The sequence below is a fragment of the Lentzea sp. NPDC055074 genome, assembly GCF_053608005.1.
In genome coordinates this window covers 165,800-190,020 of the sequence record NZ_JBSGUQ010000007.1, presented here as the reverse complement: position 1 = coordinate 190,020, position 24,221 = coordinate 165,800, and the positions used below count along the sequence as shown (strand labels likewise).

Annotated in this window: 24 protein-coding genes and 6 tRNA genes; 23 read left to right on the top strand and 7 right to left on the bottom strand. The window is 67.9% G+C overall.

Annotated elements, in window-relative coordinates:
* The first annotated feature begins 77 nt into the window (after positions 1-77).
* The 9 genes from ACWF7A_RS18845 to ACWF7A_RS18805 all read left to right on the top strand — a co-directional run bounded on the left by ACWF7A_RS18845 (position 78) and on the right by ACWF7A_RS18805 (position 7,294).
* Positions 78-707, top strand: a complete 630-nt coding sequence (locus tag ACWF7A_RS18845) for a GGDEF domain-containing protein (RefSeq protein ID WP_452251719.1) — start codon at positions 78-80, stop codon at positions 705-707.
* Complete coding sequence (locus tag ACWF7A_RS18840) at positions 707-1,132, top strand: hypothetical protein (RefSeq protein WP_452251718.1); 426 nt, start codon at positions 707-709, stop codon at positions 1,130-1,132. The genes ACWF7A_RS18845 and ACWF7A_RS18840 overlap by 1 nt, the downstream gene beginning before the upstream one ends.
* 2 nt (positions 1,133-1,134) lie before the next feature.
* Positions 1,135-1,569: an RRQRL motif-containing zinc-binding protein gene (locus ACWF7A_RS18835; RefSeq protein WP_452251717.1), complete on the top strand. Its 435-nt coding sequence runs from the start codon at positions 1,135-1,137 to the stop codon at positions 1,567-1,569.
* Positions 1,570-1,682: 113 nt separating this feature from the next.
* On the top strand, positions 1,683-2,591 hold the full coding sequence (locus ACWF7A_RS18830) for a bifunctional DNA primase/polymerase (RefSeq protein ID WP_452251716.1): 909 nt from the start codon (positions 1,683-1,685) through the stop codon (positions 2,589-2,591).
* Complete coding sequence (locus tag ACWF7A_RS18825; protein WP_452251715.1) at positions 2,588-3,430, top strand: deazapurine DNA modification protein DpdA family protein; 843 nt, start codon at positions 2,588-2,590, stop codon at positions 3,428-3,430. Before ACWF7A_RS18830 ends, ACWF7A_RS18825 begins: the two co-directional genes overlap by 4 nt.
* A gap of 91 nt (positions 3,431-3,521) precedes the next feature.
* Positions 3,522-3,872, top strand: coding sequence for a hypothetical protein (locus tag ACWF7A_RS18820; RefSeq protein WP_452251714.1), 351 nt, complete (start codon positions 3,522-3,524; stop codon positions 3,870-3,872).
* An 80-nt stretch (positions 3,873-3,952) separates the two neighbouring features.
* A complete protein-coding gene (locus ACWF7A_RS18815; RefSeq protein WP_452251713.1) occupies positions 3,953-5,533 on the top strand; it encodes a YfjI family protein in 1,581 nt (526 codons plus the stop codon).
* 274 nt (positions 5,534-5,807) lie between these two features.
* Positions 5,808-6,062 carry an excisionase family DNA-binding protein gene (locus ACWF7A_RS18810; RefSeq protein ID WP_452251712.1) on the top strand — a complete coding sequence of 85 codons (255 nt, stop codon included), beginning with the start codon at positions 5,808-5,810 and terminating at the stop codon, positions 6,060-6,062.
* The gene (locus ACWF7A_RS18805) at positions 6,062-7,294 is read left to right on the top strand and encodes a site-specific integrase (protein ID WP_452251711.1); all 1,233 of its coding nucleotides are present in this window, start codon (positions 6,062-6,064) and stop codon (positions 7,292-7,294) included. Before ACWF7A_RS18810 ends, ACWF7A_RS18805 begins: the two co-directional genes overlap by 1 nt.
* A 77-nt stretch (positions 7,295-7,371) precedes the next feature.
* Here ACWF7A_RS18805 and ACWF7A_RS18800 read toward each other — a convergent pair.
* The 4 genes from ACWF7A_RS18800 to ACWF7A_RS18785 form a co-directional block, all read right to left on the bottom strand.
* A tRNA-Val gene (locus ACWF7A_RS18800) sits at positions 7,372-7,443 on the bottom strand.
* 56 nt (positions 7,444-7,499) lie between these two features.
* On the bottom strand, positions 7,500-7,922 hold the full coding sequence (locus tag ACWF7A_RS18795) for a TIGR02611 family protein (protein ID WP_452251710.1): 423 nt from the start codon (positions 7,920-7,922) through the stop codon (positions 7,500-7,502).
* A gap of 22 nt (positions 7,923-7,944) precedes the next feature.
* A complete protein-coding gene (locus ACWF7A_RS18790) occupies positions 7,945-8,733 on the bottom strand; it encodes an anti-sigma factor (protein WP_452251709.1) in 789 nt (262 codons plus the stop codon).
* Positions 8,730-9,350, bottom strand: a complete 621-nt coding sequence (locus ACWF7A_RS18785) for an RNA polymerase sigma factor (protein ID WP_452251708.1) — start codon at positions 9,348-9,350, stop codon at positions 8,730-8,732. The genes ACWF7A_RS18790 and ACWF7A_RS18785 overlap by 4 nt, the downstream gene beginning before the upstream one ends.
* 256 nt (positions 9,351-9,606) lie before the next feature.
* Here ACWF7A_RS18785 and ACWF7A_RS18780 point away from each other — a divergent pair, with 256 nt between their 5' ends.
* From ACWF7A_RS18780 to ACWF7A_RS18735, 10 genes are all read left to right on the top strand, one after another.
* On the top strand, positions 9,607-10,032 hold the full coding sequence (locus ACWF7A_RS18780) for an SsgA family sporulation/cell division regulator (protein ID WP_030477975.1): 426 nt from the start codon (positions 9,607-9,609) through the stop codon (positions 10,030-10,032).
* Positions 10,033-10,139: 107 nt separating this feature from the next.
* Positions 10,140-10,212: transfer RNA gene (locus ACWF7A_RS18775), tRNA-Gly, on the top strand.
* Between the two features lie 40 nt (positions 10,213-10,252).
* Positions 10,253-10,324 (top strand) — tRNA-Cys (locus ACWF7A_RS18770).
* 1 nt (position 10,325) lies between these two features.
* A tRNA-Val gene (locus ACWF7A_RS18765) sits at positions 10,326-10,397 on the top strand.
* A 146-nt stretch (positions 10,398-10,543) separates the two neighbouring features.
* A tRNA-Gly gene (locus ACWF7A_RS18760) sits at positions 10,544-10,616 on the top strand.
* 1 nt (position 10,617) lies between these two features.
* Positions 10,618-10,689, top strand: a tRNA-Val gene (locus ACWF7A_RS18755).
* A gap of 159 nt (positions 10,690-10,848) precedes the next feature.
* Complete coding sequence (locus ACWF7A_RS18750) at positions 10,849-11,439, top strand: TIR domain-containing protein (RefSeq protein WP_452251707.1); 591 nt, start codon at positions 10,849-10,851, stop codon at positions 11,437-11,439.
* 2 nt (positions 11,440-11,441) lie between these two features.
* Positions 11,442-13,058 carry a tyrosine-protein kinase family protein gene (locus ACWF7A_RS18745; protein ID WP_452251706.1) on the top strand — a complete coding sequence of 539 codons (1,617 nt, stop codon included), beginning with the start codon at positions 11,442-11,444 and terminating at the stop codon, positions 13,056-13,058.
* A gap of 13 nt (positions 13,059-13,071) precedes the next feature.
* Positions 13,072-13,671, top strand: a complete 600-nt coding sequence (locus ACWF7A_RS18740) for a hypothetical protein (RefSeq protein WP_452251705.1) — start codon at positions 13,072-13,074, stop codon at positions 13,669-13,671.
* Complete coding sequence (locus ACWF7A_RS18735; RefSeq protein WP_452251704.1) at positions 13,668-16,838, top strand: ATP-binding protein; 3,171 nt, start codon at positions 13,668-13,670, stop codon at positions 16,836-16,838. Before ACWF7A_RS18740 ends, ACWF7A_RS18735 begins: the two co-directional genes overlap by 4 nt.
* Positions 16,839-16,879: 41 nt before the next feature.
* On the opposite strand, the gene ACWF7A_RS18730 is transcribed toward ACWF7A_RS18735, so the two are convergent.
* Positions 16,880-17,497, bottom strand: a complete 618-nt coding sequence (locus tag ACWF7A_RS18730; protein ID WP_452251703.1) for a hypothetical protein — start codon at positions 17,495-17,497, stop codon at positions 16,880-16,882.
* A 217-nt stretch (positions 17,498-17,714) separates the two neighbouring features.
* On the opposite strand from ACWF7A_RS18730, the gene ACWF7A_RS18725 reads away from it, so the two are divergent.
* Positions 17,715-17,891, top strand: a complete 177-nt coding sequence (locus ACWF7A_RS18725; protein WP_439660207.1) for a hypothetical protein — start codon at positions 17,715-17,717, stop codon at positions 17,889-17,891.
* A 104-nt stretch (positions 17,892-17,995) separates the two neighbouring features.
* On the top strand, positions 17,996-19,195 hold the full coding sequence (locus tag ACWF7A_RS18720) for a helix-turn-helix domain-containing protein (RefSeq protein WP_452251702.1): 1,200 nt from the start codon (positions 17,996-17,998) through the stop codon (positions 19,193-19,195).
* Here the strand turns inward: ACWF7A_RS18720 and ACWF7A_RS18715 are convergent.
* Positions 19,186-22,059, bottom strand: a complete 2,874-nt coding sequence (locus ACWF7A_RS18715; protein ID WP_452251701.1) for a tetratricopeptide repeat protein — start codon at positions 22,057-22,059, stop codon at positions 19,186-19,188. The two genes, ACWF7A_RS18720 and ACWF7A_RS18715, sit on opposite strands and share 10 nt — an antisense overlap.
* A gap of 131 nt (positions 22,060-22,190) precedes the next feature.
* Here ACWF7A_RS18715 and ACWF7A_RS18710 point away from each other — a divergent pair, with 131 nt between their 5' ends.
* Together ACWF7A_RS18710 and ACWF7A_RS18705 are read left to right on the top strand one after the other, a co-directional pair.
* Entirely contained in the window at positions 22,191-22,763 is a 573-nt protein-coding gene (locus ACWF7A_RS18710; RefSeq protein WP_452251700.1) for a vWA domain-containing protein, read from the top strand.
* 92 nt (positions 22,764-22,855) lie between these two features.
* Positions 22,856-23,785, top strand: coding sequence for a hypothetical protein (locus ACWF7A_RS18705; protein WP_452251699.1), 930 nt, complete (start codon positions 22,856-22,858; stop codon positions 23,783-23,785).
* On the opposite strand, the gene ACWF7A_RS18700 is transcribed toward ACWF7A_RS18705, so the two are convergent.
* Complete coding sequence (locus ACWF7A_RS18700; protein ID WP_452251698.1) at positions 23,780-24,181, bottom strand: PPOX class F420-dependent oxidoreductase; 402 nt, start codon at positions 24,179-24,181, stop codon at positions 23,780-23,782. The two genes, ACWF7A_RS18705 and ACWF7A_RS18700, sit on opposite strands and share 6 nt — an antisense overlap.
* Positions 24,182-24,221: the final 40 nt, after the last annotated feature.

The window sequence follows — 24,221 nt, the reverse complement described above, 5'->3', positions numbered from 1 at the left end:
TGTTGCGGGGCGACGCCGGCAAGCACCTGCCTCGCAACTCCGCTCTCCACCGCTTCCACGGTTTCGAGGAGCCACCCATGAGTACCACCAACACGATCCTGCTGACCAGCACCATGGCCGCGACCGCGGGCTACCTGGCCACCAGCGCCTACGCGGTGCACCTGTTCGGCCGCCTGCACATCGACGCACTGACCGGCCTGGGCAACCGCGAGGCACTGGGCATCCTGGCCCGCCGCACGAACTCACGCCGCCCCGGCGCCGCAGGGTTGTTGCTGCTGGACGTCGACAACTTCAAGGCCGTCAACGACACCCACGGCCACGAGGTCGGCGATGCCGTACTGAAAGTGATCGCCGCCCGGCTCGACTCCCTGCGGCTGCCGGGGGAGCGCGCGGTGCGGCTGCACGGGGATGAGTTCGTGCTGTGGCTGGGAAACGTGCCGTCCGGCGAGCCGGGCCGCCGGGCCGCCGCGCACCGAGTCGCCGCCGTCCGCGCGGCGCTGACGAAGCCGATCGTCGTGGACGGCCTGCGGCTGCACCTCGCGGTCAGCATCGGCGCGCAGACCCTGCCCACCCGCGGTGTGCAGCTCTCCGCGCTGCTCGCTGGCGCCGACGCGGCCATGTACGCGGACAAGCACGGACGCCGCCTCACCAGCCTGCCCACCACCGGTCGCCTGCGCGACCACCGCCCCGGACGGGAGAGCGCCTGATGGGCATCACCTACCACGGCGCCTACGCCGACCTGATCGACTCGGGCCAGCACGAGGGCTACGCCGCCCGCAAACTCCCCAGCGGCAGGCTCACCGCCACGTGGACGCACGCGACCTCCGAGTTCGTCGCCTATGTCGCGAAGTGCGCGTGCGGCTGGACCGGCACCACGCAGTTCGAGCCCAGTGAGGACGGCCGCGAGGCCGCGGGCGACGAGTGGGAACACGCGCACCTCAAGCCGCTCATCACCAAGGCCACGCGCGCGTGGGACCGGTGGGCCGATCAGACCGCCGAAGACATCCGGCACATCCCGCACCTGGTCCGCGACCAGGAGTTCGGCATGGCAGAACAGGCGCTGGCCTGGCTGATCGAGCAGTTGCAGACCCGCCGCCGTGTCGTCGCGGAACTCGCCGAAGGACGGGACTAGCGATGGGCAGCCGCACACGCCCGATCAACGAGGTAGTGCTGCCATGGAACGGGCAGAGCGCGTTCTGCCGCGGCAAAGAGGGCGGGCTGATCGTGTTTGCCTGGCGCGGCAGGCCCGGCGCGGTGCCGCCCGGTCTGGCGACCCGCCGCCAGTTGCGTGCGATCGGCCTGCGCCCCAACGGGCAGGGCGCGCAGGCGCTGCTGTGGTTCCGCCACCGCAGGCCGTTCCGCCGCGAGGAGCTGTGCGACCTGTTCCGGGTGGACCTGGCCGCGCCGGTCCGGCCGCTCACGGCCGCCCGGATCTTCGCGCTGGACAAGGCGATGGCCGCCCGCCGCTGGTGCCCGCAGTGCGAACAAGACGTCGGGTACTGCGTGCCCACCTCCTACGGCCGCTGCTGGACCTGCTTCGAGGCCAACGAATGTGCGGAGGCGGCGTGAACCCGCCCCTCGCGCTCGCCCTGGCCAGCGCCTGAACACCGGACTCCGTGGCGGGACGAGTGCCGCCCCACCTCGCCCGCCACGGCCACCACCTCACCCCATTGGGAGCCCCCATGACCGCCGAAGACGAGTACCTCAACGAGATCCTGCGCGCTGCCGCACGTGGGTGGCACGTCTTCCCCGCGGTGCCCGGCGCTAAGCGCCCGTTCGTCGACCAGTGGGAAGCCCGCGCCACCAACGACCACGGGGTGATCCGCGACTTCTACACCCGCTATCCGCGGCACAACGTCGCGATCGCCACCGGCCCCTCCCACCTCGTCGTGGTCGACTGCGACCTGGCCAAGCCTGGGGAGGTGGCTCCGGATGGCTTCAACATGCTCGGAGTGGCCACGGGGCTCGATGTCCTGACGCTGCTGGCCGAACGCGCTCACACCACGATCCCGGCCACCTACACCGCGCGCACCCCGTCTGGCGGCACGCACTTCTACTTCCGTGCCCCCAAGGGCGCGGCGCTGCGCAACACGGCAGGCACGCTGGGCTGGCTCGTCGACACCCGCGCACACGGCGGTTACGTCATCGCCCCGCCGTCGACCACTCCGACCGGTCGTTACGAGATCACCGACGACCGCCCGCCGGTCGAACTGCCCGCCTGGTTGGTCCAAGCACCCGCCGTTAAGCCGCCTGCGGCCGTCTCAGCGCCTAACCAGAGTGTCCCTGCGCAGCGCTCCGCGTACTTGGACGCCATCGTGCGCGGCGAGTGCCGCAAGGTCGCAGGAGCGCAGCGAAGCCGCCACAACAAGACCCTGTTCCAGGCCGCGTTGACCCTTGGCCAGCTGGTCGGGGGCAACGAGATGAGCCACTCCGACGCTGCCCGCATGTTGGAGCAATCCGCCACGCACATGGCCTCCGGTGACTGCGACTGCACCACCTCGCAGATCACCGCCACCGTCCAGTCCGGACTCAAGCTCGGAGCCACCAACCCGCGCAGCCTGGACCGTGGCGAAGGCGGTGCGGCGGCATGATCGAACCCACACCACGCTTCCTGCTGGGAGCACACCAACCGGGCTGGTTACGCACTGCGGGCGTGCCGCTGTTCGTGTCGGACTCCCGACTGCGCCGCTACCGAACCTTGCCGCGGGCAGCTGCGCCGTGGGCGCTCGACAGCGGCGGTTTCACCGAACTTCAGCAGAACGGACGCTGGACGGTCACCGCGACCGAGTACGCGGCCAGGGTGCGCCGGTACCGCGACGAGGTGGGCAGCCTTGAGTGGGCTGCGCCGCAGGACTGGATGTGTGAGTCCATCGTCATCTCCGGCGGCCGGGTCGGACGTATGCACTTCGTCGGCACCAAGCTGTCGGTGCCGGTCCACCAGCGCTACACCGTCGACAACGCCGTCGAACTCAGCATGATCGCCCCGGACCTGCCCTGGCGGCGCGTCCTGCAAGGCGACACCAGCGACTCGTACATGCGTTGCGCTGACCTGTACGAACAGGCCGGCATCGACCTCACCACCGAACCCCTCGTCGGACTCGGCTCCGTGTGCCGGCGCCAAGCCACCGGCGAGATCGCCGACATCGTCCGACGCCTGCGCGAACGCGGCATCACGCGGCTGCACGGCTTCGGCGTGAAAACCCTCGGACTCAAGCGCTACGGCCACCTCCTGACCTCCGCAGACTCCCTCGCCTGGTCCGAAGACGCCCGCCGCATCGGCCACCCCGTCTGCGGCACCACCCACCCCCGCGGCGGCAAGAACTGCGCCAACTGCCTTCCCTACGCCCTGGCCTGGCGCGAGCGCCTGCGTCAAGGCCTGCGACGCCCCATCCAGCTCGACATCTGGCACGGCCTCGACACCGCCGCGTGACCAGCCCCAGATCTGGTCCCCAAGCCCACCCCGGCGGGGTAGCGCATCCGGCACTGCCCACGCCACCGCTCAACAACACCAGGGAGAACCCATGTCGAAGTGCAGCACGTTCCTGTCCCACCTCGAAACCGCGGTCGAGGCGCTCAACGCCGCCAACGCCGCCAAGGGCTTCGAGTTCGCGAAGAAGGAGCAGATCACCACGGCCGCGCACGCCGGTGACCAGATCGCGAAGGACCTCACCGACATCCTGCTCGCGATCGACACCGCGCTGGAGAAGCTCGCGGAGACGGCCAAGGAGCAGGGTGTGAAGGCCACCGGCTCGATCAGCGACGCCAGCGCGGCGTTCTTCGCCGCCGGGCGCGCGGTCAACGCGGCGCTGAAGCACACGGCCAAGGCGACCGACGCCGCGCACGCCGTGAACTTCCCGGCCATCAACAAGTAGCACCACAGCCCGGTACCGGCCGCGTGCTGGTACCGGGCACCCATCCGTCCACTCCAGACACCGCAGTTGGAGGCACCCACATGAACGCGACGAACACGCATCCGCACGAGAGCGGTGCTGCGCGCGTTCTGCGTGCAGTGCCGGACGAACCCGGCCAGTTCGGAGACGGCTGGGAACAGCCGGTCCCGCTCACGACCACACAGCGCGCGTTGCCGCCGTTCCCAGTCCATGTGCTGCCCGGATGGATGGCCGACATGGTCAACGCCGTCACCGAGTTCACCCAGACCCCGCCCGACCTAGCCGGATGCGTCGCGCTCTCCGCGCTGTCGACAGCCGCCGGCGGGCGTATCACCACCTGCATTCGGCCCGGCTGGACGCAGCCGGTCAACCTGTTCGTCATCGTCGCCCTGCCGCCCGGCTCGCGGAAGTCCGACGTGTTCGCCGCCATGGCCGGACCCATCCGCGCCGCGCAGGCCGAACTCGTCGACCTCGCCCTGCCCCGCATCGAAGAGGCACGCGTGCAGAAGGCCGTCGCCGAACGCGAGGCGGAGAAGCTGGAGAAGAAGGCCAGCACCGCCGACGCCGTGTCCATCGGCATGGCCGGAGACGCCGCGCTGCGCGCACAGGAGATCGTGATCCCGGCCAAACCCCGCCTGGTCGTCGACGACGTCACCGCGGAGATGGCCGCCACCATCATGTCCCAGCAGGGCGGACGCCTTGCCGTGCTCGCTCCCGAAGGCGGCATCGTCGCCAACATCGCTGGGCGCTACTCCGGCACCCCGAACTACGAGGTCTTCCTGCGCGGCCACGCCGGCGAGTACCTCGAAGTCGACCGCCAGGGCCGCGAATCCGACTTCATCGAACACGCCTACCTCACCCTCGGACTCGTTGTGCAGCCCCAGATCGTCCGCGACCTCGGACAGATCAAGGCCGCCAAGGAACGCGGCCTGCTCGGACGCTTCCTCTACTCGCTCCCCGTCAGCACGGTCGGACACCGCGCGATCCGCGTCCCCGAGATTCCCGACCATGTCGCTGCGGACTACCGCGCCCGCATCGGCGGCCTGACGCTGCAACTGGCCATGTGGTCGGCACCCGAAGTCGTCGACTTCAGCACCGCAGCCGACGAGGCGATGTTCGAGTTGCAGGCCGAGATCGAGCCCCGGCTGGGACCGAGTGGTGCCTGGCACCACATCGCCGACTGGGCAGGCAAATACGCCGGAACCGTTGCGCGCCTTGCCGGACTGCTCCACCTCGCCGACCGACCGTCCGACGCCTGGCACTACGAGATCGGTGTCAGCACGTTCGCTCGCGCTCGGGAACTGGGCTCGTACTTCCTCGCACACGCACTCGGGGCGTTCGACCACATGAGCAAGGACGAGTCCTACGACGACGCCCGCGCCCTGCTCACGTGGATAGCCGGCGACCACGTTCCGCAGTTCACCCGCCGCGACGCACACCGCGCCAACCGCAAAAGGTTCGCCTCCGCCAGCGAGGTCGGCTCGGCTCTCGAACTGCTCGAAGAGCACGGCCACATCCGTCAGATCCCGCTCCCTGATCGCCAGGGAGTAGGTCGCAAGCCGAGCCCGACCTACGTTGCCCATCCGGTTCACCTGTCCGCAGGCCCGGGACAGTTTGGACAGAATGGACAGAATCATGGGTGAGCATGGTTTCCGCAGTTCAACGGCGTGCCAGCTGATCAAGGTCGCCGTGGACAGAATGGGACACAATCGGGACAGAATTCAGGCCGCTGCCGCCGCCCGAGGACCGCCAACCGGCCGCCGGCAATTGTGTCCCGATTCTGTCCCATTCTGTCCCGGCAAACCAAGATCACCGGGCACTGGCGCTGAGCAGCGCAAACGGTACCTCGCGACCAATTCTGTCCATTCTGTCCAAACTGTCCCGGCCCTGGCGCGCCCAGGTCTCTGAGGAGCACCCATGTCCGAGAGGCTCGCACTCATCCCCGGCCAGCCTGCTGGCCCGCGTGACGCGCAAGACGTAGCGACCACCGTGATCCAACCTCGTTGGCTCACCGTCAGGCAGGCAGCACAGCACCTCGGCTACAGCGTCTCGAAAACGAAGATGCTCGTGGCCACCCGGCAACTGCGATCGCTCAAAGACGGAGGCAGCCGGCGGATCCTGCCGGAGTGGGTCGAGGAGTACGTGCAGCGACGCGCTCAGGAGGCTGCCTGATGGCAGGCAAGGCGCGCGAGAACGGCGAAGGCTCGATCTACCCGCACCGCAACGGCTACGCGGCCTACGTGTGGGTCACCACCCCGTCCGGGCAGAGGAAGCGGAAGTACGTCTACGGGCCTGATCGGGAGACGGTCCACACCAAGTGGATCAAGTTGCAGAACGAGGCCAAGGACGGCCCGGTCAGCACCGCGGTGCCGAAAGTGGGGCCGTACCTGTTCTGGTGGCTGGACGAGATCGTCAAGCCCAGCTTGGCGCCGCTCACGCACAAGACCTACGAGACGTTCGTCAGGGTGCACATCGAGCCGTACCTGGGGGAGAAGGAGCTGAACTTCAGCGTCCGTGAGGGCCAGCTCTGGATGAACAAGCTCGCCCGGACCTGCCAGTGCTGCAAGCAGGGCAAGGACGCGCGGCGACCGGAGGAGAAGCGGCGGTGCTGCGCGGTGGGGAAGTGCTGCAACGAGTTGCTGACGTTGCGGTCGCTCAACGACATCCGGGCGTGCTTGCGTTCGGCCCTGACGTACGCGCTGGTCGAGGAGCTGATCAAGCGCAACGTCATGAAGCTGGTCAAGGTCAAGCGCTCCGGCGAACGCCAGCAGAAGCGTAAGAAGAAGCGGAGGTGGACGACCGCGGAGGCCAAGACGTTCCTGGTGTCCGCGCGTGAAGATGATGACCCGTTCTATTCCGCTTACGTCCTGGTGATCGCGATGGCGATGCGGAAGGGCGAAGTGCTGGGCCTGCCGACCTGCGCCGCAGACGAGGTGGACCAGGTCCTCGACATCAGCTACCAGCTGCAGCGGGTTGGTGGTCGGCTCCTGCACCGCGAGACCAAGACGGCCAGCTCCGACGACATGTTGCCGACACCGTCGATCGCCGCCACAGCGATTCGACTTCGGCGGAAGCAGCGCGAAGTCGACAGGAGAGAGGCCGACGTGTCGTGGCAGGAGAGCGGCTTGCTCTTCACGACCCGGCACGGTACGCCGATCGAGCCGCGGAACTTCAACCGGTCATGGGACCGCCGGTGTGAGAAGGCGGGCGTTCCGAAGATCACGGTTCACGACGGCCGGCGGAGCTGCGCCTCACTGCTCGCGGAGCTGAACGTGCACCCGAGCGTGATCATGCGCATCCTGCGTCACGCGAATATGAGGGTCACGATGGAGATCTACACCGAGATCTCCGACGAGGAGACGAGGAAGGCGCTTCAGCAGCTGAGCGAAAGCCTCGATTTCTGACCCGCTGCTGTACTTTGCTGCTTGCATCAACGTCAAAGGCCTGGAACCTCGTAAGGTTCCAGGCCTTTGACCTGCAATGGGCGATACTGGGATCGAACCAGTGACCTCTTCGGTGTGAACGAAGCGCTCTCCCGCTGAGCTAAACGCCCGTGTTCTGTTGTCTTGCTGTTCCGCTCTCGCGGTGTGGCCATAGCCTACAACATCATCAACGAGAACCAAAAATCGGGCTCTGCAACCAGCTCCACTCGACGCCGAACCAGCCGCCTACCAGCGCGAACACGTTGAGGAAGTAGCAGGTTACGAGCACGATGGCGCAGACGCCGGCCATCACCAGGCCTCGGACCCAGGACGGCTGGCGCTTGAGCCACTCGACCCAGCGGTCGTAGTAGCGCTTGGCGAACTTCAGGACTCGGCCCGCCCACTCGAACTCCGTGGCGAGGATGGCGAGGCCCGCGAAGACCACCAGCCAGCCCGGGCCGGGGTACGGGATCATGATGATGCCCGCGACCAGCACCAGGCCGCCGATCACGCCCACGCCGATCCGGTAGGCGAGGTTGAGCGCCGGGTTCCTGTGGAACCAGTGGCGCCAGCCCTTGTGCTCTTCGGGCTTCACGTCGGGCTTCGTCATGTGTCGATCATCCTGTTTGGAATCAGGCGGGTGCAACCTGGCCGCCTGCTAGCACTTCCGAGGGTTTCGGCGGGGCTTGGCGGCCTGGTTCGAGCGACACCGCGAAGGTCGTGTGCTTGTGCGCGTCGGAGGACCAGGCCAGCAGCTGCGGGTCGGTCGAACCGGCTCGTACGTCGAACACCGCCAACGGTACCGGCGCTTTCGTACTTGCGCCCCAAACTACGTAAACGTGGCCCTGGTCGTTTGGTTTGAGGTTCATCGGCATCACGGCGCCCGAGGTCGGGTTCGAGAGGACTACAGCCACCTCGTCGCCTGTGCCCGTGCGCAGGACGGCCCTGTTCGTGGCCGGGTCCGCGGCCAGGGAGAGGGCCTTGTTCAGGTCGTTGGTGCGAGCCTCGGAGGCCGCCACCTCGTCCGAGAGCTGGTTGACGCGCACGCCCAGGTAGCCGGCGCCTGCCAGGACCGCCAACGCTGCCGCAGCGGCCAGCAGGGCTCGGCCCGTGCCGCGGCGGCGGTGTTGCGGGCGCAGCGGTATCACCGGCGCCGCGTGCCGCGGGGTGTGTTGTGCGGGTGGTTCCTGGGGGATGTGCTCGATCTGTTCCATCAGCCTCGCGCGGAGGTGAGGTGGTGGTTGTTCCTGGCGGACCGCGCCGCCGATGCCTGCCAGCACCTCCTGCGTCGCCTGCACGGTGCTCCTGCACGTCGCGCAGGTCGGCAGGTGGTCGCTGACCAGTGCTTCCTCGTCGGGCTCCAAGGAGTGCATCGCCCAGCCGACGGCGAGCTCCTCGTGAGCGCACAGGTCGCCGTTCACCGGTGAACTCCTGTCGTCTCGCCGGTCTCGCCGGCCCACAAGTTCCCCAACGTGCCTCTCAGGCGTCTTATCGCCGCGAACGTGCGCGATTTCACAGTCCCCAGTGGGACGCCTGTCAGCTTTGCCACCTCGCACTGCGTGTAGCCGCCGAGATAGGCGAGCGCTATTACCTGGCGCTGTTCTTCCGGCAGCGTGTGCAGGGCCGCTCTGACCTCGGCGCTCACCACGCTGATCAACGCTGCGTGGTCGGAGCCTTCGACCGGAGGGGATGCATCGTCGGTGAGGGGAACAGTCCGACGACGCTGAGTGTTCTCTTTACGTACGGCGTCCACCGCGCGGTGGTGAACCAAAGTCATCAACCAGGTGCCGAAACTTCCGCGGGCGGGGTCGAACCTGGCGGGGTGCCGCCAGAGCGCGAGGAAGGCTTCCTGGACGACGTCCTCGGCCAGTTCCGGGTCCACGCAGATGCGCCTGGCCAGCGAATATGCTGGTGTGCCGTACCTGTCGTACAGCTCACCGAACGCCGACCGATCGCCCTGTGCGAGTCTTTGCACGAGCTCGAAATCGGTCGGCCGGCCGTCGCTCGACGCAACGGTTGGGCCGGGCGAGTCAGCCACCAGAGATGTCCTCACGTCCAACATTCGCGCAACAGCCGGTACCGGGTTCAGGTTAGACCCAGCAAGATGGGAGTCGCTGAACACCGGCTAACGAGCGAGGAGGCCACGGAGCGCGTGCACGCGGTCGCGTTACGGAGTCAAGCTGACCCGATGGGGTGATCTGTCCCCGAATCGCGAGCGTTCCTCGCCACATGCACGTCACAACTAAGCTGCTCGGTCGTTTCATTGACCGGGAAGGGAGAAGAGGGTAACGACGATGCGCAACGATCACGTGACGCTCCGCTCGACAGCGGTCTTCGACCTGCTGGCACCGAGGACCCCGGCGGTCCCGGTTCAAGTGGAGCTGCGATACGACACGAAGGACCCGTACGCGGTCGTCGCCGCGTTCCGCACCGGCCGCGCCGGTTGGGTCGAGTGGGTGTACGCCCGCGACCTGCTCGCAGACGGACTCATCGCCGACGCCGGCGACGGTGACGTCCGGATCCGCCCCGCCGCCGACGACCCCGAGGTCGTCGTGATCGAGCTGAGCTCGCCTTCCGGGCACGCCATGTTCGAGGCGTCCGCCCAGGAACTCGCAGACTTCCTCGACCGCACCTACGACGTCGTCGTACCGGGCAACGAGCACCTGTGGGTCAACGTCGACGAGGCGCTCACGCACCTCATCTCGAACGACCTGAGCTGAATAATCCGAGGTAGGGGGCCCGCGAAGGCGATGCGGGCACCCCCGGTGAAACCCGGTTGAACCCCTCGTATAAGCTTTGTTTCAACATCATGAAGTCAGTGATGTAAGCGGATGTAGCGCAGTTGGTAGCGCATCACCTTGCCAAGGTGAGGGTCGCGAGTTCGAGTCTCGTCATCCGCTCTGTGGTTCCACGGTGTACCTGCCGTGGGGTCATGCTCCTGGCGGAGTGGCCGAGTGGCTTAGGCAAGGGCCTGCAAAGCCCTGTACACGGGTTCGATTCCCGTCTCCGCCTCGGACGATTAGCTCAGCGGGAGAGCACTACCTTGACACGGTAGGGGTCACAGGTTCAATCCCTGTATCGTCCACTTCGGATCATCAGCGGGGCCAGGTGCACAGCGCACCTGGCCCCGCTGTCGTTTCCGGGTCCGGCAGGCTCAAGATCAGCCGATTTGGAACTTCGGGGGACCGTCGGATAAAGTTCCTCTCGCACCACGGGAAACCGAGGGGCAACGCGGATGTAGCGCAGTTGGTAGCGCATCACCTTGCCAAGGTGAGGGTCGCGAGTTCGAGTCTCGTCATCCGCTCGGACGATTAGCTCAGCGGGAGAGCACTACCTTGACACGGTAGGGGTCACAGGTTCAATCCCTGTATCGTCCACTTCAGACAGGAAGCCCTCGATCATCATGATCGGGGGCTTCCGTCGTTACGGGGTGGGTTCAGGCGCCCAGTTATTGTCCAATTTTTGGTCCGAAGCACTGAAAATGCCCACTTTTTCGTCTTTTATCGGCGCGGTGTCCGCATCTACCGTGATGCGCTGTGTCCGGCTACAAGTACGACTTCTTCATCAGTTACTGCCGCCATGGCAGCGTGCAGAGGTGGCTGCTCAACCACTTCCTCGACAAGCTCAAGGAATGTCTGGCGGATCAGTACGCGCCGACCCCGACGGTGTACGTCGACCGCACCATGGAGCGAGGGGTGCACTGGCCGTCGAACCTGCGGGACGCCTTGCGGCACAGCAAGATCATGATCCAGCTCCAGACGCCGCAGTACTACGAGTCGCGCTGGTGCATGGCCGAGCAGACGAGCATGCGAGCACGGGAGAACGTGCTCGGAATCGCCAGTCTGAAGAATTCTCAGGGATTGATCTATCCCATCCTCTACTCCGACTCGGAGAACTTCCCGGAGCAGGAGAAGGAAAGGTCCTGGGTGAACTTCAAGGACGTCGCCCATCCGGATCTCGTGTACCAGCAGAGCAAGAAGTACCTCCGGTTCCACACGCGGGTCAACGAACTGGCGGCCGATCTGGTCCGGCTCGCCAAACAGGCGCCGCCCTGGCAGTCGGACTGGCCTGACATCGACACCCCTGAACCGCCGCTCATGCCGCCGCCGCAGATGCCGAGGTTCTGACCATGACTGGCACCGTCATCACCTTCTACTCCTACAAAGGCGGCGTCGGGCGCAGTTTCACGATGGCCAACATCGCCGTTCTGCTCGCTCGGTGGGGATATCGGGTGCTGACGATCGACTGGGACCTGGAAGCGCCTGGACTGCACCACTACTTCAGGCCTGTCCTGCGGGAAGAACCCAAGGGCGGCGTGATCGACCTTGCGCACGACTTCCTCGCCGGCGCTGTGGAGCCCGCCCCGCACATCGAGCAAGTCGATGTCGGCGGCAGCGGCGCTCTCGGGTTGCTGGCCGCGGGGAAGATGGACCGCTCGTACATGGGTCGGATGCAGTCGATCGACTGGGACAACCTCTACAGGCGGGGATTCGCGAGCTTCCTCGAGGTGTGCCGGGCCAGGTGGACGGCTGAGCACGACTTCGTGCTGATCGACAGCAGGACCGGCATCTCCGACATCGCGAGCATCTGCACGGCCCACCTGCCCGACCGGCTGGCCGTCATCTTCACCGCCAACGACCAGAACCTGGACGAGGTCGTCGAGATCACGCGGCGCGCCGACGACGCGAGGGACCGGATGCCGTACGACCGGCCTCGGCACGTTGTGCTCCCTGTGCTCTCACGGCTGGACAACAGGGTGGAGTACAAGCGCGCGGAGGCCTGGAAGATCAAGTGCGCCGCGGCTGTCGCTCCGCTGTTCGAGAACTGGCTGGTCAAGAGCGTTCCTGAGGACCTGATGCTGCGGCACCTCACCGTGCCGTACGTGTCCTATTGGAGCTTCGGTGAACAGCTCCCCGTGCTGGAGGAGCCCACCCCCTCGCCGGAACAGATCTCGTACGCGCTGGAGACCGTCGCCGCGGTGATCGCACAGGGCTTCGACCGGACCGACGTGCTCGCGGACAACCGCGATGCGTACGTCGCCGCTGCTCGCAACCACCACCGCCAGTTCGACCTCGACCTGCTGGTCTCCAGTCCTCGGACTCTGCTCAAAGCCACCGAGAAGCTGATCGTGGAACTCAACGCGCTGGGCGTTCGAGCGGAGCGCTCTGTCTCCGGCGATCCGGAGATGCTGGAGCAGGCAGGCGAACAGGCGCAACACCTGTGTCTCCTCGTTGACGGGAACGCGAGCCGCTGGCAGATCACCGAGGCCGAGCGGTTCCTCCGGCACGCGATCGGCCTGGAAGGCGAGCAACGGCAGTTGTTCTGCGTGGTGTCGCGGAACACCGACCGGGACCAGCTACCGGGCTTCCTGCGCAACCTGCGCTATCTCGAGCTCGGCTCCCGGCCGGAGCTGGTCGCGCGGCAGCTTCACGACCTCATCCAGGGACGAAGCGAGCAGGAACCGAACTTCGAAGCCCTGACGAACGCGGCTGACGCGTTGCGCGGCGTGCCGGACCAGATGCCGTACGCAGGACGCTTCGCACTCGTCCAGGAGACGGTGCTCGGCATGAAGGCAGCACTCGACGCCGGCGACGTGAACCTGCTGCTCGACCACTCCGCCGACCTGGCGCTGATCAGCAAGACGCACGGCGACGGCGCTCACGCAGCCATGCCGCCGGACCTGCGAGCCGCAGTGCGAGAGCTGCTCGCGCGGATCGATCGACGACTCAACGCGTTCACCGACTGAGAGAGGCGGCGTGATGCCGGAGAAGTTTGGTGCCCCTGAACGTGCGGCACTGATGGTGCTGATGCTGGAGAACCGCAAACTGCTCAACACCGAGCTGAACGACCAGGTCAAGCTCACCAAGGCCGGTCGCGACAAGTTGAACAAAGCCGGTTTGATCCAGACCGACGACACCGTCAGGCCGATGGTCCACGAGATCACGGACGAGGGGATCTCATGGTGCCTGGGCGACCTCGTCAGCGGTGACCTGCCGCCGAGGACGCCGTCACATGCGCGAGCCGGTTTCGCGCTGCTCAGGAAGTTCGTTCTGCACCATCAGGAGCGCGGCACCCTCGTCGAGGTGATTCGGTCGCGCGACCTGGAGTCGCTGATCCGGTCTGTCTACGAGGACCTGACCGTGGAACCGCAGGACTGGATCCGGCTGGCACGCATCCGGCCCCGGCTCAACGGCGCGGACAAGGGCGAGGTCGACGTCGTGCTGGTGAAGATGATGAAGACCGGCACGGTCCACTTCGCGCCCGAGTCCAACACGAAGGTGCTCACCGCCGAGGACCACGCCGCGGCGCTGCGGGTCGGGAGTGAGGATCTGCATCTCGTGGCGATGGAGGAATCATGACCGCACAACTGCGGGAGGCACTCGCCGCGCTGAGGCTCAACTCCGTCCTGACGCCGGACGACGTCTGGCGCACCTCGCCGTCTCACGTGGAGGGTCTGCACACGAGGGCCGAGTACCGCATCAGGACGGCCATCGCGGATGCCAGGGACAGCCGGGGGCCGAATCCGATCGGACTCGTCCTCCAAGGGCGCAAGGGAGTGGGGAAGACACACCTTCTCGGCACCGTGCGCAGGATGGTGCAGGAGACGGGCGGTTACTTCTTCCTGATCGAGGTCTCGTCGGCGGTGATGTTCTGGGAGGACGTCGCCGACGCGATGCGCAGTGAGTTGCTCAGGACCGACGACGACGGCGAACTCCAGCTCGTCGTGTTGCTGAGGCAGCTCTGTCGAGGTGCGGACGTACCCGAGGACGTCACTCGGGCGATCCTCAACGAGGCGACACTGACTCCTGATCACCTGCGCGTGCTCCTCACCGGTCTGCGCAAGGTGGATGCCCGGATCGCGAGCGAATGCGAAGACGTCATCCGAGCGTTGGTGCTGTACGCGTCCAGCCACACGTCGATCGGCAGGACGTATCTCGAGGGGCTCGAAGACGGTGCGGCCGAGCGCCGCGAGTGGGGTTTGTCGGCGAGGTCGAAGCCGGCGCAGCACCTGGTGCGGGACATCTCGCGCGTGCTCGCGATGACGGGACCGTGCGTGGTCGCGATCGACCAGCTCGACACCGTCGTCAACAAGAGCCAGGACCTCATCGAGGACGAGATCAGTCCGGAGGAGGCTCGGGAGCTCGCGCTCATCTCGGACGGGTTGATGCAGCTGCGCGAGATCACTCGGCGAACGCTGACCATCGTGGCCTGTCTGCCGACGACCTGGGTGAGGGTGAACAAGGCCGCGAGTGACACCGTCGGCGACCGGTTCACGACGACCCCGATCCTCGGCGCGATCATCGACCCTGCGATCGCCAAGACGCTGGTCGCGAAGTGGCTGGCTGTCATCTACCAGGAGCAGGGAATCAGCCCTCCTCATCCCACCTGGCCGGTGGCGGTGGAGGCGTTCGGCGACGACTGGCAGGCGGAGACCCCGCGCACTCTGCTCAAGCGCGTCCACGCCCACGCGGAAGCCTGCCTGCACGGTGAGATCCGGGAACTCCGCTCGTTCAGGGAACCCCAGCGCGAAGAAGCGGCGCAGCCCGTCGCGCCGGCCGTGGAGAAGCCGATCTCCGAGGAGGGCTACCTCTCCGAGCTCGACGCCAAGTTCCGGCGGTTGCGGGAGAGAGCCGCACTCGCCGCCGCAGACGTTCGGCCGCACAACGAGGACGACGTCATGCCCGAGCTGCTGTTGGCAGGGCTGCGGTCCTGGGTCACCGAGATCGGCAACGACGACCTCACTTGGCATCCCGAACCCCAGTCCGCGGACAAGAGCCTGCACGCCAGTCTGCGGCACACCGTCGACGAGGAGCGGGACGTCGAGGAGCGCTGGGTCTTCCGGCTCATCGCGAGCAGTCACGGCAACCGGGTGCTCCGCAAGCTCCGGGACGCGAGGGCCGCTGCGGAGGACGGTCGTGGCAGGCACCTCGTTCTGATCCGCAACGGCTCCAAGGGATGGGCCGGGGCGAAGACCAAGGGTGAGGTCGCGGAGTTCGAGAAGCGCGGTGGCAAGAGCATCGATGTGTCCGATGACGACCTGCGCACGTTCATCGCGCTCAAGGAGATGTGGTCGTCTCAGTCGCACCAGCTGCTCGCGTGGCTCGTGGCGCGGAAGCCGGCCAGCAGCACCACGTTCCTGCAGGTGATCCTCCCAGACCCGGTGAGGAGTGCCGCGAGGACCGGACATCAGGAGACGCGTCCGCCGCCGCGACCGAAGCCGAAACCGCAGTCCTCGCCTCAGCCGAAGCCGCAGCCCGGCTCAGCACCACAACCGCAGCCTGAGGCCGAGAAGCCGGTGTCCGCATCGGGTCACGGAGCGATCTTGCTCGGCATGGACGGGGAGATCCGGATCGAGCTGGAGTCGTTGCGCAAGCACGCGATCGTGTTCGCGGGGTCCGGTAGCGGCAAGACCGTGTTGTTGCGGCGGATCGTCGAAGAGTGTGCGCTGCAAGGGGTTTCGGCGATCGTGCTCGATCCCAACAACGACCTGGCGCGGCTCGGGGACGCCTGGCCCGAGGTGCCGGGGGAGTGGCGGGCCGGGGACGAGGCCCTCGCGGCCGAGTACCTGTCGGGTACCGAGGTTGTCGTGTGGACGCCCGGGCGGGCCGGTGGGCGGCCCTTGAGTTTTCACCCGCTGCCCGACTTCGCGTTGGTTCGGGGGGACGAGGACGAGTTCGAGGCCGCTGTCGAGGCCGCTGTGGCTCGGTTGGTGCCTCACGCCCGGATCGCCAGCGAGACGAAGTTCGCTGTTCGGGGGCGGGCTGTGCTCAAGGAGGCGTTGAAGCACTATGCGCGCAATGATCGGCGTGATCTGAACGGGTTCGTGGACCTGTTGGCCGAGTTGCCGGACGGGGTCAGCAAGTTGTACTCCGCCACGGCCACCGCTGCTGACCTGGCGGAGACCCTGCGGGCGGCGATGGTCAACGACCCGTTGCTCGCGGGGACCGGGGAGGCCACCGATCCCGGGGTGTTGTTCGAGCCTTCGGCCGGGAAGAAGGCTCGGATCTCGGTGGTCAGCTTCGTCGGGTTGCCGTCCGACGAACAGCGGCAGGGGTTCATCAGCCAGTTGCAGCTGGAGGTGTTCGCCTGGATCAAGCGGAACCCCGCTGCCGATCGGCCTCTCGGTGGGCTGATGGTGATGGACGAGGCTCAGACGATCGCGCCGTCCGGTGGGGTTTCGGCCAGTACCCGGACGACGATTCTGCTTGCTTCGCAGGCGCGGAAGTACGGGCTTGGGTTGTTGTTGGCCACACAGGCGCCCAAGGGGGTGCACAACCAGGTCACGGGGAACGCGACCACGCAGTTCTTCGGGCGGTTGAACAGTCCCGCGCAGATCGCGGCCGCCACGGAGATGGCTCGGGCCAAGGGGAGTTCTGTTTCGGACATCTCGCGGCTGGAACGCGGGCAGTTCTACGTCACCGGGGACACCTTCGGGTTCCGGCGGATGCGGGCGCCGTTGTGCCTGAGTCACCATCCGCCCAGTCCGTTGCGGCTGGAGGAAGTGATCGAGAGAGCCAGGCAGTGAGCGAAGGGCGGTGCCGTGAGGCACCGCCCTTCGTCATTGCGTCACAGCGCGGTGAGCATGTCCTCGATTCGTTGCCACAGAACGGGGAGCTGTTCGGACGAGCCGCCGAGCACGACGAAGTTCACCGTCTCCTCGGCGTTGTCGACCTGGAGCGCGTAGACCGCGTCGCCCGCCCGTTCGACGCGCAGGGCGATCGTGGCGTCGCCCTGGTGCAGGGTGCCGGTGAGACCGCGGCCGGCCAGGGCCGGTGAGGCCGCGGCGAACTGTTCTGCCAGCAGGCGCAGGCCGTTGGCCGCAGGGGCCGGCTGCTTGTGCGCCGCTGCCAGGTCTGTGACCAGTGCTCGTTCCTCGCCCGCGGTCTCGGCGGCTTCCACTCGGGCGACCAGGGCGTCGACGAGGTGCTCGTCCGCGCGCAGGTAGACCACGTCCGACGACGCGGGGGCCTCGCCGGTCAGGACCGGCACCACGTGGTCGCGGTCGACCAGGTCGTCCACCGTGGACACGAACGGCACCAGGAAGCGCACCTGGGCTTCGGGCAGGTCGTTGCCCTCCAGCACCGTCAGGCCGCGCTGGCGGCACGCCTCGACCACCTCGTCGACCACGGGGCGCTGTTCCTCGGCGAACGACACGGCGATGTCGTAGGTCGCGGGTTCGGTCACTCCAACCTCCTCGGTGAGTTCCGGCCGGCGGCCGGGCGCGCGCAGCATTCACCTGGGGTGTCGACCAGAAGTGGATGAGGAGTGGACGTGTTGACCACCTCGGTGGGCAACGGGAAACACCTGGTTTCACGCTTTTCGAAGACGAATGCTCGAAGGGAGCCCGCAGAGAGCGGGCGAAATCCGGAAATCAATTCCGATCACCTTCGGAGGATTCGCCATGTCCAAAATCGTGTCCACTGTCGCCGCCGGCGCCGCCACGCTCCTGACCGCGATCGCCGTCGCGGCCTCCGTTTCCGGTGGTGTCGCGGCCAACGCCGACGGCAACCCGCCGCCGCCCCCCACCACGACCACCACGGAAACGCAGGACGGCGGGGGCAACGTGTGGCACGGCTGAGATAGTCGTGAAAATCGCCCCGGCCCATTGTTGATGAGGCCGGGGCGATTGCCTCGCACACGTTCGGATGATGTACTCGGAACACGCCGGAAGGGGAGGTAATCGTGGCCGCGACTTTTGGTGAGCTGTTGCGCCGGCATCGCATCGCCGCAGGAATGTCGATGGGGCAGCTGGCGAAGCTGATCCACTACAGCAAGGGCTATCTCAGCAAGATCGAGAACGACCTCAAACCGCCCACCCCGACGGTCGCGAGGCTGTGCGACGGCGTGCTCGACGTCGGCGGTCTGCTGGTCGAGGCGGCCACGCGCCCGGCCTCCAGCGGACGGAGGCAGGTGCTGGTCGCCGGGACGATGCTCGGCGCGGGCACCGTGCTCGGGGTCGCGCCGCTCGGAGGCGGCGGGGCGCGGTCGGTTCCGGACGAGATGGTGCTCGCCGGGATGCGCACGTCGTTCGAGACGCTGCAGGGCCTCGGGCTGCGGGCCAGCCCGCTCGTTCTCGTCGAGCCCTTGAAAGCCTTGCAGCACACGGTGCACGGGATGGCCCGCGAGAACACCGGGCCGGTCGGCACGCGGTTGCTGCGGCTCGCCGCGCGCATCGCCGAGTACACCGGCTGGATGTGCCAGGAGGCCGGGGACGAGCCGAACGCGCTGTGGTGGACGAGGCACGCGTCCGAACTCTCCCGCGCGGCGGGCGATCCCGACATCGCCGCCTACGCGTTCGTCCGGGAGGCAGGGCTCGCGCTCTACCGGCAGGACGCGGCCACCACGATCAGCCTCGCCCAGCAGGCGCAGTGGATCGGCAGCGCCGGGTCGAGGGTGCTCGCTCTGGCCGCACGCCGTGAGGCACAAGGACATGCGCTCGCCGGCGACCGCTACGGCACGGAGAGCGCGTTCGACCGGGCCGCGCACCTGATGCAGACCGTCGACCCGGACACCCCCTATCCGGCGCTCGGTTCCAGCGCGCCCGACCCGCTCGAGCTGGCCAGGGGCTGGTCGCTGTCCGACCTCGGGCTGAACGAGGAGGCGGCGACCGTGCTGGACCGCCAGCTCGCGCTGATCCCCGCCACGTCCCGCCGTTCCAGGGCCAGGTTCGGGACGCGCCGGGCACTCGCGTACGCGCTGTCAGGTGAGGTGGACGAGAGCTGCCGGACGCTCGCCTCCGCGCTGGACGACGCGGCGCAGGTCGACTCCGCGACGGTGCGGACCGACCTGCGGCAGCTCGCGAGGACCCTGGGGCGGTGGCACAACCACGGCGCCGTCCAGGAGGTCTACCCGGACCTCAAGCGCCTGCTCACTCACCGCTGACCGCACGCGCACGTGAACGCCGCCCGCTGAGCTCGCACCTCCTCGGCCTCGGGTTGTTCGAGCTCGCGGAACAACGCCCCGGCGGCGTTCCAGTGCGGGACCGCCTCGTCGTGCCGGTTCAGTTCGTGCAGCATCCGGGCGACACCGATCTCGCCGTGCGCCTGGTTGGTGCGGTTGCCCGTGCCGGTGGCCTCGTCCAGTGACTTCTGGAAGAGGAGCAACGCGCCGAGCAGGTCGCCGCCGTCCCGGACGGTGGCGGCGTGGTCGCGGTAGAGCCGTGCTTTCAAGTCCGGGTCGTGCAGTCCTGCCGCGGCCTTGAAGGCCAGGCCGTGGTGGTGCAACGCTTCTGTGAGCCTGTTCGAGAGCCGGTGGGCGTCGGCGATGTTGGTCAGGGCGAACGAGGCTGTGCTCGCGTCGCCGATCTCGTCGGCGATGTCGTGCGCCTCCAGGTGGATCGGGATGGCCTCGTCGAGATCGCCGAGGTGCTGCCGGATCGCGCCGATGTTGTTGAGCGCGTGCGCGAGTCCGAGCTTGAACTCGATCTCCCGGAAGACCTCGGCGGCTTTCTGGTGCTGCGTCAACGCGATGTCGTAGCGGCGGTGCTGTTCGTTGAGGAAGCCGAGCATGCTCAACGCGTGCCCGCGGCCGCGTCGGTCGCCGCACTGCTCGCACTTCGCCTGTGCGGCCTCGAAGTGCTTCATCGCCCGGTCGTGCAAGCCGAGTTGGAGTGACGACACGCCGAGCGCGCCCAACGTCACCGCCTCACCCGCCACATCGCCGAGCCGGGTCCAGCGCTCCAGCGCCTGCTCGGCCAGCTCCAGCGCTTCGGCGTGCCGGCCGGACCTGTCACTCGCGGTGGAAAGGCGTTGCAGCACATGGGCTTGGCTGTAGTCGTCCTCCGTGCGCACGTGTTCGACGGCCTTGATCCAGTCTTCGAACAGGTTCAGCGTGAGGAACTGCCGCCAGATCAGCGCCGCCAGCCGCCAGGCGTGGTCCGAGCCCGAACGCCGGATCGCGGCCATCAGGTTGTCGCGCTCGGCGGTGATCCACGTCAGCGCGTCGCTCTCGGACGAGAACCTGATGCTGTGCGGGCTCTCGCGTTCCGTGGAAGGCAGCGCGAGGCGGTCGAACGGGTAGGCGACGCTCACGGCGTCGGCCAGCGTGACGAGGTAGAAGTCCAGCAGGCGCACCAAGGCCTCGGCAGGTACCTCCTCCTGGGCGGCGAACTCCTTGACGGAGTCGAGCATCTGGTAGCGGTCCGGGGCGACCTCCTCCAGCAGGCAGACCTCGTGCAGGTCGTAGAGCAGCTTGCGGGTGCCGGCGATGTCGAGGCCGGCGAGGGCGGCCGCGCCGACGACGTCGACGTCGGGGCCGGGAAGGTGTCCGAACAGCCGGAAGACCTGCTGCTGCCGGTCGTCGAGCTCGCGGTAGGAGGCGTGGACGGCGGCGAAGCCCTCCTGCCACGACCCGCTGTCGTCCATCCGGCCGAGCAGGTCGTCGAGCGACCACCTGTCGTGCTTGCGGAACAGCGCCGCCGCGATCGTGATCGACATCGGCAGGTGGCCGCACCGCTTCACCAGCCCGGCCACGTCCGTCTGCCTGCCGCGCACCCGCGACCCGGCCAAGTTCCGGAACAGCGCCTCCGCGTCGGGGTGTGGCATCGGGGAGAGGCGGACGTGTTCGCTGATGTCGGGCTCGCCCATCCTGCGGCTGGTGACGATCGCGAAGCAGTCTCGTGCCTCGGGCAGCAACGGCCTGATCTGTTCGGGTGAGACAGCGTTGTCCAGGACCACGAGCGTTTTCGTGCCGTAGAGCTGGGTCTGGTAGAGCGTCGCCTTGCGGCCCTCGGTGTCCGGGATCTGCTCGGGCGGGATGCCCAGCTCGGTCAGGAGCTGCGTCAACGCCTCCGACACGGACATCGGGGCCACGTTCGGCGTGAACCCGTTGAGCCCGACGAGGAGCTGGCCGTCGGGGAAGCGGTGGCGCAGGAGGTGTGCGGCCTCGACGGCGAGGCCGGTCTTGCCGACGCCGGGGGTGCCGCTGATCCACACCGCGCGGCGTTCGTTCGATCCCGCGGCGGCGGTCTCGATCGTGCGGAGTTCTTCGGACCGGCCGGTGAAGCCGCCTGGGCGGGTCGGCAGCGAGCTGGCCGGTTCGCCGCGGCGGGCGCGTTCGGCGAGGTTGCGCAGCACGGTTCCGGGTTCGAGGCCCAGGTCGGCGAGCGCGTCGGACGCGGCGTCGAAGGCCTTGATCGCCCCGACCCGGTCGCCACCCGCGATCAGCGCGCGCATCAGCAGTTCCGCGTACTTCTGGTGGGCGGGCTCGAGGCGGGTCGCGCGGCGCATCCTGTCCCGGGCCGAGCGGTGGTCGCCGGTCAGGAGCTCCAGTTCGGCGAGGTCGCCGAGCGCGTCGAGGTACGCCTCGTCCGGCGGGATCACCTCGGTGCCGCCGATGCGGTCGATGTTGATGTCCTCCAGGAAGTCGCCGCGCCACAGCGCCACCGCCTCGCGCAGCAGTGCGACGGCGCGTCGTTGGTCGTTGTCCTGGAGGGTTTGGGCGGCCTCGGCGCGCAACCGGTCGAAGCGCAGCGAGTCGATCTGGTCGTCGGCGACGCGCAGCAGGTACCCGGTGGCCGTTCGCTCGATCTCCACGTCGGTGCCGTCGAACGCCTTGCGCAGTTTGTTGATGTACCCGCGCACCAGGGTGCGGCGTTCCGGGTTGTCCGGCCACACGACCTCGGTGATCCGTTCGGGTGACACGGGTTTGTTCGCGTTCAGCAGGAGCACGACGAGGATGAAGCGTTGTTGCTGGTCCCCCAACGGTATGGCGGCGTGGTCGTGCCACGCGTCCAGTGGACCCAGCATCCGAAATTCCACGCCGCCTCCTGGTCTGAAGCTTCCGTCTGGGGGGAATGTCGCGCAAGGTCCCTTCCGCGTGTCAGGGAATCATCTTTTTGTCCACGTTTGATCAACGCGATCCGGTAACGGTGCACGTCATGGTGCCCGATGTGTTGCCGTGCTACTTGGTGTGCGACGTGTCGTTCTCGATGAGCGACCACATCGACGAGGTCAACGCCGGAATGCGCGAGTTCCGCGGGGTGGTGCACGCGGATCGGCGTGCGGCCGCGCAGATTCGGCTGTGCGTGGTCGCTTTCGCGGAAAGCCCGCTGGTCGTGCGGCCTTTGCTGCCCGCGCTCGATCCGGCGGAAATGATTCGCCCTCGCCAGGAATCGGGATCCGACTTCGGGTCCGCGTTCACCCTCGTGCGCACCGTCATCGAACGCGACGTGCGCACCCTCAAGGAACAACGGTTCCGGGTGCGCCGCCCGATGTTGTTCTTCGTCTCCGACGGCAGGCCGACCGACCCGGCCTGGCCCGCCGCACTGGCACGGCTGACGGCCACCGCGTCGTGCCCGGAGATGATCGCCTTCGGGCTCGGCGCGGTCGACCAGCCGACGCTCGGCCGCATCGGCACCTCGCGCGTCTTCCTCGGTCGCGACGGCGTCCGCCTGGGCAACGCGCTGGCCTCTTCGGTCGCGCGGACGGTCCTGCGAGCGGAGCACCTGTGAGGAATCCACGGCGTGTCCACTTCTCGTCCACACGCGCACCGCAACCTGCCTCCGCCGCACGTCGGAGACCACGGGAGGGAGATCGGGAGATGATGACGAACCTGGTCCGGGAGCTGAAGACACTCCGCAAGGGACGGGGCGTGCACGCCGGCCGGATCGCGGACAGGGTGGGCCCCTCGCTGGCCGCCGCCTGCGGGATCACCAGCTCGGACGGGTCGGTCGCGGCGAAGCAGAAGCTCGTCACGCGGCTGACCGAGCTGGTCGAGCAGCTCCCGGAGGACCTGCAGCTCGCGGCACGTGCCGCGTTCGGGCTGATCGCCGACGTCCGGCAGCCGCTCTACCAGGAGCGCGTCACCTGGGTGGCCGCGCGGATCGACCGCGACTCCCGCACCGTGCGCCGGCGGGTGGACGAGGCCGTGGAGCAGCTGGCCGAGCTGGCCGCCACGACGTCCCCGCGCGCGGACGGCGGCTGGCACACCGCGGAGCTCAGCGTCGCCGTGGTGCTCGACCAGGGCCAGCCGGAGGTGCTGGAGCGCTACCAGGTCGTCGTCGACCAGGACGGCGTCGACTCGCTGGACTTCGCCCCGGTCTTCCCGGTGCGGCGGCGCGACGTGGACGTGCACCTGCTCTACGGCGGCACCCTGCAGGAACGTGGCGACGGCGGCCGTCCCGGCTTCACGCTGGTCCCGGCCGAACCGCTGGGGCGCGGCGAGACGCACGACTTCGCCATCCGCTACCGCATGTCGCACCGCGATGCCATGCACCCGTGCGTGCTGCACGTGCCCGAACGGCCGTGCGAGCTGTTCGACCTGCGCGTGCGGTTCGAACACGACCGCAAGCGGTTGGTGCGGGCGTTCGACGGGGTGCTGGTGCAGCGGTCCGACGCCGAGCCGGCCGGGATGCAGCAGACCGTGGACCGGGCAGGGGAGATCCACCTGCGGTTCCGGCGGCTGCTGCCCGGGCTGCTCTACGGGGCGCGGTGGGGGAGCGCGGCGGTGTGCTCGGCGCGCCGGGCGTCATGAGCGGCGGGGCTCGTACCAGCTCTCGCCCACCGGTTCGCCCGCCATGTTCCACGCCCAGACCCGCGTCGGCGTGATCCGGCTGTAGACGCCGGGACCGATCATGCCGACGCGGTCGGCCGGGTCGTCGGCGACGCCGTAGACCCGGATCGCCCTCGCGACGAAGGGGCTCATCGAGACCAGGTCGTCGACCACGAGCGACACCTGGCGGCGGCCGGCGGTGATGTTGCGGAACTTGCGGGTGTTCCTGACCTGGTCACCCGCACCGCCGACCCAGAGGTGCGTGCCGTCGTACTCGAACGCGACCGGGACCACGTCCGGCTGGCCGTCCTCGTTGACGGTGGCGAGGCGGGCGAGGGGTTGTTCGCGCAGGTAGGTGATCTCTTCTTCGGTGAACATGCCCCCCATACGAACAGGGCCGCGCGAATTCGACCAGCGG